The sequence below is a fragment of the Bacteroides acidifaciens genome, assembly GCF_903181435.1.
Taxonomy (GTDB): Bacteria; Bacteroidota; Bacteroidia; order Bacteroidales; family Bacteroidaceae; genus Bacteroides.
On sequence record NZ_CAEUHO010000004.1, the window covers coordinates 244,272 to 256,686 of the forward strand.

The 12,415-nt window shown below is 44.0% G+C and carries 6 protein-coding genes and 1 pseudogene; 3 read left to right on the top strand and 4 right to left on the bottom strand.

Going from position 1 to position 12,415, the window contains the following annotated elements:
• Positions 1 to 149 precede the first annotated feature (149 nt).
• Positions 150 to 923 carry a radical SAM protein gene (locus tag CLIN57ABFB40_RS13070; protein WP_065539907.1) on the top strand — a complete coding sequence of 258 codons (774 nt, stop codon included), beginning with the start codon at positions 150 to 152 and terminating at the stop codon, positions 921 to 923.
• A gap of 283 nt (positions 924 to 1,206) precedes the next feature.
• The gene (locus CLIN57ABFB40_RS13075) at positions 1,207 to 5,049 is read left to right on the top strand and encodes a TIM-barrel domain-containing protein (protein WP_175630515.1); all 3,843 of its coding nucleotides are present in this window, start codon (positions 1,207 to 1,209) and stop codon (positions 5,047 to 5,049) included.
• An 87-nt stretch (positions 5,050 to 5,136) separates the two neighbouring features.
• Here the strand turns inward: CLIN57ABFB40_RS13075 and CLIN57ABFB40_RS13080 are convergent, their stop codons facing one another.
• Positions 5,137 to 5,439 carry a helix-turn-helix domain-containing protein gene (locus CLIN57ABFB40_RS13080; protein WP_175630516.1) on the bottom strand — a complete coding sequence of 101 codons (303 nt, stop codon included), beginning with the start codon at positions 5,437 to 5,439 and terminating at the stop codon, positions 5,137 to 5,139.
• Positions 5,411 to 5,739, bottom strand: a pseudogene (locus CLIN57ABFB40_RS13085) (type II toxin-antitoxin system RelE/ParE family toxin). The gene CLIN57ABFB40_RS13080 and the pseudogene CLIN57ABFB40_RS13085 overlap by 29 nt, the downstream one beginning before the upstream one ends.
• 732 nt (positions 5,740 to 6,471) lie before the next feature.
• On the opposite strand from CLIN57ABFB40_RS13085, the gene CLIN57ABFB40_RS13090 reads away from it, so the two are divergent.
• On the top strand, positions 6,472 to 6,657 hold the full coding sequence (locus tag CLIN57ABFB40_RS13090) for a hypothetical protein (RefSeq protein WP_175630517.1): 186 nt from the start codon (positions 6,472 to 6,474) through the stop codon (positions 6,655 to 6,657).
• On the opposite strand, the gene CLIN57ABFB40_RS13095 is transcribed toward CLIN57ABFB40_RS13090, so the two are convergent.
• A complete protein-coding gene (locus CLIN57ABFB40_RS13095) occupies positions 6,636 to 10,607 on the bottom strand; it encodes a hybrid sensor histidine kinase/response regulator transcription factor (RefSeq protein WP_175630518.1) in 3,972 nt (1,323 codons plus the stop codon). The genes CLIN57ABFB40_RS13090 and CLIN57ABFB40_RS13095 overlap by 22 nt on opposite strands.
• Positions 10,608 to 10,774: 167 nt before the next feature.
• Positions 10,775 to 12,208, bottom strand: a complete 1,434-nt coding sequence (locus CLIN57ABFB40_RS13100; protein WP_175630519.1) for a sialate O-acetylesterase — start codon at positions 12,206 to 12,208, stop codon at positions 10,775 to 10,777.
• Between the last annotated feature and the right edge of the window lie 207 nt (positions 12,209 to 12,415).

Below are 12,415 nucleotides of genomic sequence, written 5' to 3' on the forward strand. Positions count from 1 at the left end.
GATAGAATAACCTATAAGTTTTGGGTTATCTTTGTGCGCGACTAATTGGAGAAATTAGTAGACAAAGTGAGCAGTTTAATTTTGCAGTATTGACTAGAAATGATTGGTTGATAAAGTATGTAAATTGTAAATGATAAAATTAGAATAAGATGACTATTATTTTTCCTTCGCCCATCTTCGGCCCTATTCATTCCCGCCGTTTGGGCGTTTCTTTGGGAATCAATTTATTGCCGGACGACGGTAAGGTTTGTTCATTCGACTGCATTTATTGTGAGTGTGGTTTCAATGCCGAACGTCGTACGAAGAAACTTCTTCCTACCCGTGAAGAAGTCCGCACAGCTCTCGAAGAGAAACTGAAAGATATGCAGGCAAATGGTCCCGCCCCCGATGTATTGACATTTGCCGGAAACGGTGAGCCGACTGCGCATCCCCATTTCCCGGAAATCATAGAAGATACACTTGCGCTTCGCGACAAGTATTTCCCAAAAGCGAAAGTAAGCGTATTGAGTAACTCTACATTTATCGACCGTCCTGCCGTATTCGAAGCACTGAACAAGATAGATAACAATATCCTGAAACTGGATACGGTGGATGAAGAATACATTCATCTGTTGGACCGTCCTAACGGAAAATATTCTGTTAAGAAGATCATCGAAAGAATGAAAGAGTTCGAAGGAAACTGCATCGTACAAACGATGTTCCTGAAAGGAAGTTATCAGGGGAAAGATGTAGATAATACATCTGATAAGTATGTACTCCCTTGGATAGAAGCAGTGAAAGAAATCGCTCCCCGTCAAGTGATGATTTATACGATCGACCGGGAGACTCCCGACCATAATTTGCAGAAAGCTACGCATGAAGAGTTAGACCGTATTGTGGCTTTATTGGAAAAGGAAGGTATTCCGGCAACAGCTTCTTACTGAATATAATAAAAGGTTAGCTTAAAATAGCATACTTAATAAGAGCAAGTAATATTTAATAGAGTAATAGTAACGGCAGCATTAAAATTCCATTCTGGTGGAATTAATGTTGCTGTTCTTCTATTCTCCTATTGTTTCCTCATTATTACCCTTGAATAGTGAAAAAAAGCAATAAGAACAAAGAATAGTTAAAAAACGGCTATAAAATTAGGGTAACAGGTGATTTACGTGTATTTATCATTGTATTACGACAAGCATCTTATGTCTAATTCTAAATAAATAAAGCATGAAAAACAGTCATTCTCTTTCTTTGCGGTATCTCAAGTTCATCGCATTACTAGTATTGTTATTACATCCCATTTCATTTCTTTCCATACAAGCATCCGAAACTTCGGGAATCCTTCGGGCGGAAAGGGTAAATCCGACTACAGTCGATGTGCTGTTTACAAACAACCAGCGGATGACTATTGACTTCTACGGAGAGAACATCTTCCGTGTCTTTCAGGATAACTCCGGCGGCATTATTCGTGACCCCGAAGCGAAACCTGAAGCGCAAATACTTGTCGACCAGCCCCGCCGCAAGGTATCCGCTCTTACACTGGACGAAAAGGACGGTCGTATCATCCTGACTACCGGAAAGGTACGGGTTGAGCTCGACAAACAGACATCCCTGATGAAAGTCTTTAACCTCGAAACAAACGTATGTGTCATCGAACAGACTGCCCCGGTGGCATTCAGTCCGAAAGAAGTGACCGTCACCCTGAAAGAACAGCCGGACGAATATTTCTACGGTGGCGGTGTGCAGAACGGACGCTTCTCCCACAAGGGCAAAGTGATTGCCATCGAAAACCAGAATAGCTGGACAGATGGCGGAGTCGCTTCCCCCACCCCTTTCTACTGGTCAACAAAAGGCTATGGAATGATGTGGTACACCTTCAAGAAAGGCCAATATGACTTTGGCGCAACAGAAAAAAACGTAGTGAAACTATCCCATAATTCTTCTTACCTTGATTTATTTTACATGGTCAACGACGGAGCCGTTGCCCTGTTGAACGATTTTTACCAACTGACGGGAAATCCCGTACTATTGCCCAAATTCGGTTTCTACGAAGGGCACCTTAACGCCTACAACCGCGACTATTGGAAAGAGGATGAGAAAGGAATCCTCTTCGAAGACGGAAAACGTTATAAGGAAAGCCAGAAAGACAATGGCGGCATCAAAGAATCCCTGAACGGTGAGAAAAACAACTACCAGTTCTCAGCACGTGCCGTTATTGACCGTTACAAGAACCATGACATGCCCCTCGGCTGGCTGCTACCCAACGACGGTTACGGCGCCGGCTACGGACAGACGGAAACGCTGGACGGCAACATCGCCAACCTGAAAAGCCTGGGCGATTATGCCCGTAAGAACGGAGTGGAAATCGGACTTTGGACACAGTCCGACCTGCATCCGAAAGAAGGTGTAAGCGCTCTGCTGCAACGTGACATCGTGAAAGAAGTGCGTGACGCAGGCGTACGTGTACTGAAAACCGACGTTGCCTGGGTGGGAGCCGGATACTCCTTCGGGCTGAACGGTGTGGCTGATGTGGGACATATCATGCCTTATTATGGCAATGATGCCCGTCCTTTCATCATTTCGCTCGACGGTTGGGCAGGCACGCAGCGTTATGCCGGCATCTGGTCGGGCGACCAGACAGGCGGCGTATGGGAATATATCCGTTTCCACATCCCGACTTATATCGGTTCTGGTCTTTCCGGACAGCCCAATATCTGTTCTGATATGGACGGAATATTCGGCGGCAAAAATGAAACAGTCAATATTCGTGATTTCCAATGGAAGACATTTACCCCCATGCAGTTGAATATGGATGGCTGGGGCGCCAATGAGAAGTACCCCCATGCTTTAGGCGAACCGGCTACATCCATCAACCGAATGTACCTGAAGCTGAAATCCGAATTAATCCCCTACACATATAGCTTTGCCAAGGAAGCGGTGGACGGAATGCCGCTAATCCGCGCCATGTTCCTTGACTACCCGAATACGTACACTTACGGTCCTGCCACGCAGTACCAGTTCATGTACGGTACGGACTTCCTCGTGGCTCCCATCTATCAGAATACCCAAGCCGACGAGAAAGGCAATGACATCCGTGATGGTATCTACCTGCCCGAAGGAACCTGGATTGACTACTTTACCGGTGAGAAGTACGAGGGCAACCGCATCCTCAACAACTTCGATACTCCTATCTGGAAATTGCCCGTATTCGTGAAAAACGGCTCTATCATCCCGATGACCCACCCCCACAACAATGTCAGCGAGATAGACCCGTCCCTGCGCATCTATGAGCTTTACCCGAACCGCCATACCGCTACCGTTGAGTATGACGATGACGGCGTGACGGAAGCTTACCGTCAAGAGAAATCCGTATCTACCCTGATTGAATCCGACGTGAATGCCAAAAAGAATACATTGACGATTACCATTCATCCGGCAGCCGGCAACTTCGACGGCTTCGTGAAAGATAAAAAGACGGAACTGCGCATCAATGTCACCGAAAAGCCGAAGAAACTATCAGCCAAGATAAACGGCAAAACCGTGAAACTTACAGAAGTGAACACAGCTGATGACTTCCTGAAAGGTGAAAACGTCTTTTGGTACGAAGAAACTCCGAACTTGAATAAGTTTGCAACAAAAGGCAGCGAATTCGAGAAAGTGACCATCACGAAGAATCCGCAAGTACGTGTAAGACTGGCTGCTACCGATATTACCGCCCATCAGACCACGGTAAACGTGGAAGGCTTCCGTTTTGAGCCCGCCGACCGTTATCGTGTAAGCACCGGTACTCTGACAGCTCCGCAGAATGCGCAGGTAACCGAAGAAAACCGGGAAGCATACACCTTGAAACCGACTTGGGACAAGATAACCAATGCCGACTTCTATGAAATCGAGTTTGGCGGAATGCTCTATACAACCATCCGTAACACTTATCTTCTGTTTGAAGGACTGGAAGCCGAGACTCCTTATTCTTTCAAAGTGCGTGCGGTCAACAAGGACGGCGTTTCCGACTGGACTGCTATCCAGGTAACTACGAAAGCGAACCCGCTGGAATTTGCCATCCATGGCATTGAAGGTGAATCTACTGCTCCTTCACAGGGAGGATTCGGTGTCAACCGCTTGTTCGACTTTGCCGAGTCTGGTGACAACTGGCATACAAAATACCGTACCAACGCTATTCCTCTGGATTTGATTATCGACCTCAAGACCGTTAACCAGCTTGACAAGTTCCACTACCTGCCACGCACCGATGCCGGAAACGGTACGATACTGAAAGGTTCCGTATCTTACAGCATGGATAAAGAGCATTGGATGGAAGCCGGAGCATTCGACTGGAAACGGAATGGTGAAGTGAAAGTCTTTGAATTTGCCAACCATCCTACCGCACGTTATATCAAGCTTAATATAACGGCAGGTGTGGGCAACTACGCTTCCGGTCGTGAGCTTTATGTATTCAAGGTGCCGGGAACAGCCAGCTACCTGCAGGGAGATATCAACAACGACGGCAAGATTGACCGCAACGACCTGACTTCCTATATGAACTACACCGGTTTGCGCCGTGGAGATTCGGACTATGAAGGATATATCAGCAAAGGTGATATAAACATGAATGACTTGATAGACGCTTATGATATATCCGTAGTAGCCACCCAACTTGAAGGCGGTGTCGGCAGAAAAGATACGCTTAAAGTATCGGGTTCTTTGTCAATCAGCACCCCGAAACGTCTGTATCAGAAGGATGAAATCGTTGAAATCCGTGTGAAGGGCAATGACTTGAAAGCGGTAAATGCGCTCAGCTTTGCCTTGCCTTACGACCAGAATGATTATGAGTTCGTAGGTGTAGAGTCATTGAATATGAAAGCCATGGAGAACCTTACTTACGACCGCTTGCATACCAACGGAATGAAATCACTCTATCCTACGTTTGTCAACTTGGGCAAACAGGAATCATTGAATGGTTCGGAAGACCTGTTTATTCTGAAATTGAAAGCGAAACGTAAAGTGAAGTTTGAATTGACTTTAAAAGATGGAATATTGGTTGATAAGGAATTGAGGATGCATCAGTTCTAGTATATATTTTGAGTAGAGTATATGGCACTTTCGACCTATACTCTACTCGAAATTTTAATTATAATCCGTATTAAAATAATTACACTATTAAAGTACCGGATTAAGTTCCACACTTAAACCTAAAGCATTTACTATTCTATAAAATGTAGCAACACTTGGAACTGTAATTCCCTTTTCAATTCGAGAAATATAGGACTTATTTGCTCCGATTCGCTTAGCAAGCTCCTCTTGCGTTAAACGTGCATTTTTACGTGCATCAAGTAGTATTTGACTAGTATAGAAAGTGTATGCTTCTTCATCAAACTTGGCACGTTCTTCTGTACCATGTTTGCCGAATTTCTTTTCAAGAACCGCACTGTAGTCAACGATTTGATGATTGTTTGTCTCCATAATAAGCCTCCTTAATTTTTAATGCTTTCTCTATTTCGTTTGATGGAGTTTTTTGAGTTTTCTTCTGAAATCCATTAAATAACACAACTATTTGTCCATCATCAAAAATAAAAAATACTCGGTAAATATTACTATTATATTCCATACGTAGCTCATATAATCCATCACGTATAAATTTGATGAATTTGACAGGCATTCTATCTTCTGATTCCTATAGTTTAATTTCAGTAACTCTTTGGTTGAAAGAGTCGATATGAATCTCTCAAAATAGCCACCGTATGTTGTAATCTTACGTTTCATGTAACAAAGATATATTAAGTTGCACAATTATGTAACATCCTGAATAAAAGAGGTTAGGTTATTATTATTTTTTTATCTTTTGGCTCAGATACCGACAGTTCCTAAAATCCTTCCCCTACAAAGCTTTCAATTCTTGTGTCTACCCTCTGATAACGGCACATCAAATATACATCATATTTCAAATTTGAGATATAAATGTTTGTATATTAACAATTTACATTCTTCTGTAATCTATAAATCCGTAATATACTTTTTAGTGATGAAGAAAGCCCAACATGTTTTATGAATATATTTCTACCGTATTTATCGTTCAATTTATAGTATATTTTTATTTATCCATCAGGTAGTATTAATGATTTCTTCTATATAAACTAATGACTTCTTCCTATCTGTTAACCGATTCTTCCGCATATATTCATCAAATGCACTTGAGCAACTGTGTTGTTGCACTTGTGTATCCGGATGGTTGCCCAAGTCCGTCGTGGAAGTTGCACAAGTGTAAGCAGATACTGCTTTGGAAGGAACGTTTTTGGGGGGAAGAAAGCCCCAAAAGCGGTAATAGATAGGATATTATAAAGAAAATGCAGTTTTCTAGCGGAAAAAAAGCAAAAACATGCGGTTGTTTTTTGTAAACTTCTCTTAAAATAAGGCCTTTTTTAGGTATAAATGATTGATTATTAGTTCTGTGACATTTTTGTTTTTCCCCGTATAATACTTAAAATAAGAACAAAAATGTCACAGGTAATTTCAAGGTTACAGTTGCCCGATGGTAGTAGCGGAAAGTTCGGTACACCCGGCTACATTGAACGCATCAACATTTCCCGGAATCAATATAATAACAATAAACTGAAAGAAAGATTTGATGATTGTAAAGGGGGAGGGACTTATATTAAAGCCTATCCTCCTTTCTTCACATAGTCTTTCGGCAATATCCCGAACTGTTTCTGAAAGCAACGGGCGAAGTACGAAGGATTATTGAATCCTACAATGAAACAGACTTCATTAATCCGGTACTCCCCTTCCCGCAAAAGTTCTCCCGCAGTTTTGAGCCGAATCAACCGGATATAGTCATTGGGCGGCATTCCGGTCAGTCCTTTCAATTTGCGTTGTAAGTTGGAACGGCTGATAGCCATTTCTTCCGCCATCTTGTCGATGGTAAATTCTTCATTGGTGAAATTGCGGGTAATGATTTCATTGATCGTGTTCAGCCATTTCACGTCTGTTTTGTTCATTAATGTCTGGTCGTATGACATATTCGGAACCGTTGTAAAGTGGTTGAACAGCATGCGCCGGTTTTCAAGCAGATTATTGATAGTGGCTTTCATGTGGCTTAGCGAGAAAGGCTTTTCTATATAAGCGTCCGCACCATAGTCAAGACCCGCAATTTTTGAATCGATGCTGTCGAGTGCCGAAAGCAGGATAAACGGGATATGGCAAAGCATATTGTCGGAACGGATGGACTTTAATAATTCGAATCCGTCCATGTGAGGCATGACGATGTCGCTGATAATAAGATCTACTGTCGTTGTCTCCAGACATTCCAACGCTTCCTTGCCATTGGCGGCTGTATGGATGGTATAGGTATTTCCCAGATTCTTAGCCAGAAACTCCAGCATATCCGTCGTGTCTTCCACTACCAGAAGAGAGTAACCGGCGGGTTCGCTCTCTTCCTCCAGAGCGGGAACCTTGTCGGGCATGGAAGTAATGGAGGGGCTGACAGAGATGCTTTTCTCCAAATACGGAATTTCCACACATACTTCGCATCCTTCCGTATAGCCGGGATTGATATAAACCTTTCCTTTATGCTTTTCCACCAACAATTTGACGAGACTCAATCCGATTCCTACTCCCGAACCGTTGTTTCCTGTGTTTCCCACCTGATAAAACGGTTCGAAAACCTTGCTGCATTCCTCTTGCGGAATACCCGGACCGTCGTCGCGTACACACAAGGAGAGCGTACGCCCTTCTGCAGACAGATGTTCGTCCAAAATCACCATAATGCGGGTGCGGGCATATTTCATGGCATTCGTCAGCAGGTTGCTGACAATTTTAGTCAGCGCCTCCTGGTCTACATTATATTGCAGATGTTCTTTCGGCAGAGAGACACTGAAAGAGATTCCGGTCAGGGAGATGGCACGGAAACGGTCGATGATGTCCTCTATCATCCGGTTGATATCCACTTCATTGAATGAAAGCGTATAACCTTCCTTGTCCACTTTGCGGAAGTCGAGCAATTGTTTGATAAGCTCCATCAGCCGGTTGGTATTCTTTTGTATCACAGACAGGTTGCTTTCCACTTCACTGTTCCATTCATGTGTTTCCAAAATCGCTTCCAGCGGAGCTTTGATAAGACTAACCGGAGTCTTGATTTCATGTGCCACTTGGGTGAAGAATGTAATTTTCGACTGGAACAATTCCTGATTCTTGATTTGTTCCATCTCTTTCATCTTTCTTGCTTTCACAGCCTGCTGTTTACGCAAATAAAGCTGTATCAGAAAATATGCGAGGCCACACGCTATTAGTAAATAGAAAATCTTGGCATAAATGGTCTTCCAGGGTGGAGGAAGAATTTCAATATGCAGGCAACAGTCGTCATTGCTCCAATATTCATCGTTGTTACTGGCTTTCACACGGAAAGTATATTCACCCGGAGGCAGGTTGAGAAAAGATACGTTATGTTTATCCGTATATATCCATTCTTTGTGAATACCGTCCAGTTTGTAGGCATATAAATTCTTGCTGGGAGCCACATAACTAAGACTTTCGAATGCGATGTCGAACGATACCACCTGATAAGGAATCGTTACTTGTCCGCTAAGAGCAGGTATACGCTTGCTAAGGCTTACTTTGTCGTCGGGGCTGTGCATATATACCGCCGAGATAGACGCCGTAGGCCTTACCTTATTAATCGATAATTTGAACGGATAGAAACTATTGAACCCGTTCACCCCACCGAAATAGAATTTTCCGTCACTGGCTTGCAGGGAAGAGCGGAAATTGAACTGGTTGCTTTGCAATCCATCCTCGATGGTATAGAGCTGTGCCCGTTTGTTCTGCGGCTCATACCGGATTAGTCCCCTATTGGAAGAAAGCCAATAGTTACCCGATTGGTCGTCCAGTATGCCATAGATGATATTGTTCGGCAGATTCTCTTTGGTTGAGAAGTTTTCAAAACGGTCTTCCTGATAGTGATAACGACAGATGCCACCGCCTTCGGTACAGAACCATAGATGCTGCTTATGATCGATATACACACGGATTACCCAGTTGCTGCAAGGAGAATCAGGGTTATCCGGGTCGTTGCGATAGTTGTGCAATTTACCGGTTTGGCGGTTGTAACGCCAGATACCGTCCCTTTTGCTTGCCAGCCACAAGTCTCCGTGTTGGTCTTCAACCATATCGTAGATAAAGATATGGCTTAAAGGTTCCAATGTCCGGAAAGAGTCACTTGCCGGGTCATACCGGCAGAATCCGGAAAGCGTTCCCAGATAAATGCTGCCATCCTTCGTTTGATAGATAGAGTAGATATGGTCGTTAGGAATTGAATGTAGGTTTGCGCGGTTATGGCGATAGTTTTTCATTTTTCCCGTTTGAGTATCCAGGATATATAATCCCCGTGAGAAACTGCCAATCCACAATTTTCCTTCATTGTATAGTAGTGCATGGATATTGTGATAACCGATGTTAGGGTTACTGCTTCTCAACAGATGGTTTTTGAACTTCTTCGTGCGGGGATCAAAGAGATTCAGTCCCCCGTCTTCGGTAGCAATCCAGATGTTACCGTCGGGAGCTTCGCAGAATTGGCTGATTACATTTCCCGAAAGAGAATTTTCCGTACCATTGGGATAATACCACTCGATATCCTTATGCTTGGGAGACAGGTAACTTACTCCACTGAAATAAGTCCCGATCCAGATTCCCCCTTCCCTATCCTGATAACAGGCATAGATACTTTCTTTATTTTGTTCGTCGTCGGTAGGCAGACATTCTCCTGTCGTGGTGTTGAATGTATAAAGTCCGTCGTCGGAGCCGAGATAGAAAGAGTTGGCTGTCCGTTGAAACAAGGTGCGGATGCGCGGAATGGTAAGCGTGTCCCCTTCTCCGAAGTAATAGCGGAATTGCCCTGTCTCTTTATTGAAACGTGCCAGTCCCCCGTACCATGTACCCGCCCATAATACTCCCTGCGAACTTTCCATCAAAGAGATAATCTCGTTGCAGGCAGGACGTCCGAAAGAAGTGCCCTCGGATATATATCCTGTGAAGTTGTCCGTACGTTGGTTGTATTTCGCCAGCCCATTCCGGGTACCTATCCAGATGGTCCCGAACGAGTCGTTATAAATCACCCATATGTGATTATCCGGCAATGAATGAGGATCGGAAAGAGAATGCAGATATTGCCTCAACGTACCTTTTTTCTCGTTGTAGACAAACAGCCCGTTGGTTGTTCCGATCCATAACTGCCCGTCATTGTCGTATGCCATTCCGAAGACGCTGTTGACTGACACCCCGTCTTCCGTCTGTTTATCGAATACGGAGAACTTCTCTTCCCACGAATCGAATAAATACAGCTTCTCCGTACTGGCCACCCAAATCTGATTGTTATCCTGATGGCGGCAGATCGTTACTATATTCATATAGCTGTTTCCGCCGTTTTCTGACGAATGTCCGTAGTTGGTGAACTCGATGCCGTTGAAACGATTCAGCCCGTCCTGCGTTGCAAACCACATATATCCGATGCTATCCTGAAGGATGCTCCGGACACAGTTGCCCGATAACCCCGATCTAACGTCATATTTCTTGTAGATATTGGCGAAGACCAGAGAAACCGATGACAGCAGTATACATATAGATAAGATGGATCGTTTCATAATTTCCTTTCTTTATATCCCCTGTTTGCAGGAGCTATATATCCTGCGTAGTGGATCTATATGCCCAATACGTTGGATATATATACCCAACACGCTGGGCATATATGCCCAACAGATTGGATATATAGCTCCTGTAAACAGGGTAATTATCCCCTTTATAGAAGCCTTTATTTCACATCATCCCACGTATCTGTGCGGAACGGGAAAGCACTCAATCCGAAAGTATTCCGCAGCGTGATATTTCCCACATAATTGCGGAAAGCATAGCGCACGGCAACCGGTTGTGCTACCTCTTCACTCCACACTTCTACTGTGTTGGTACGTCCTACAATCTTTGCTTTCGCCGGATAGAACTTCTTGTCCGCTCCCGCAATCTCAAATCCTTCCAGTTCGGAGAAAGTAGGGAACAACCCCGCAGGTGCATTATCGAATGTCACTATGGCCTTTTTGTCCGCATAGTCCACTTTGGTCATCATCGGACCGTTGGATGGCAACCGGCGGATACCGTATGTCTTAGTCAGTGCAAGCGTAGCCAACCGAAGTCCTACTACATCCTTCTGTGGCGGATGGATGCAGAATTCATCACCGATATCCGTAGTGGGTACAATGCCCGAATTAGGGATTGTTTTCAGTGCTTCTACTTGTGCTTCACGCAATAAAGCGGCTCCCGTATTGCTGCTGTTTTCATATTTGTAAGGAGCAATCTGCACATAATAGAAAGGCATATCGGGTGCTTCCCACATATTTCTCCATAGTTGTACCATAGCACTCATCATCGGTGCGTAAAATTGGTAATTGGATATATTTGATTCTCCTTGATACCATAGGAAACCGCGTGCCGTGAAGTTTTTTATGGGGTACAACATAGAGTTGTACAAACATTCCAGACGTTGGTGTATATCCCGTTTAGGGCTTTTGGCAGCTTCCATGTCCATCCCCTCGATAGTACCCAAAGTCGGTTCGTCCATCCATGCTTCGATTCGTGAACCACCCCAACTGTTGATGACCAGTCCTACCGGAAGATGGAGACTTTCAGTCAGTTGGCGGGCAAAGAAATAGGCGGCGGCACTGCAATCAATCGTGGTTTCGGGTGACGATACTTCCCATTTCCTTTTTTCAAAATCCGTGCGACGTTTTGTTTCTTTTGTTCTCGGTACGGTGATGAACCGGATACGGTCACGGTAGTTACCTGCATTCAGCAGTGTTTCGAGCGAGTTGTTTATGGGTTGTGCCGTATTTCCCATCATGCGCATTTCCATGTTCGACTGTCCGGAGCAGATCCACACCTCCCCTATCAGTATATCCGAGAGAGTGACCGGAGTGCCGTCACTGATCGTAATAGAATAAGGAGTATAGCTTCCTTCGGGAGTGTCTACTTTCACCAGCCAGCTCCCGTCTTTATCCGTAGATGCCTGATAAGTCCGGTTGTTCCACGAAGTGGTGACGGTTACTTTCTTGCCGTCCGCCCACCCCCATAACTTAACGGAGCTGTTCTGTTGGAGTACCATGTGGTCTCCCATCATTGCAGGAAGTTTTACTTTGCCTTGTGCAATCGGCAGGAATAAAAATGATAAAATAAGAAGTAGAAAATGTTTTTTCATACTGTTTTTATTAGATATTCGACGAATAGTGATTAGGTATCGGGCAAAAATACAACCTATTTTTAAATATGAAATAAAACTAGCTAGTCATTTTCTGATAAAAGCTGGTCGAAATCTTAAAAGCTTGATTTTCCTTTTCATTCTCCGCCGAATTTTCTTAATTAGTGGCATCAATCGCCTAAACAGTATTATTAGGTTGGCTAAATA

Coding starts and splice junctions, on each gene's coding strand:
- CLIN57ABFB40_RS13070 (WP_065539907.1), top strand. CDS start 150: ATGACTATTATTTTTCCTTCGCCCATCTTCGGCCCTATTCATTCCCGC.
- CLIN57ABFB40_RS13075 (WP_175630515.1), top strand. CDS start 1,207: ATGAAAAACAGTCATTCTCTTTCTTTGCGGTATCTCAAGTTCATCGCA.
- CLIN57ABFB40_RS13080 (WP_175630516.1), bottom strand. CDS start 5,439: ATGGAGACAAACAATCATCAAATCGTTGACTACAGTGCGGTTCTTGAA.
- CLIN57ABFB40_RS13090 (WP_175630517.1), top strand. CDS start 6,472: ATGTCACAGGTAATTTCAAGGTTACAGTTGCCCGATGGTAGTAGCGGA.
- CLIN57ABFB40_RS13095 (WP_175630518.1), bottom strand. CDS start 10,607: ATGAAACGATCCATCTTATCTATATGTATACTGCTGTCATCGGTTTCT.
- CLIN57ABFB40_RS13100 (WP_175630519.1), bottom strand. CDS start 12,208: ATGAAAAAACATTTTCTACTTCTTATTTTATCATTTTTATTCCTGCCG.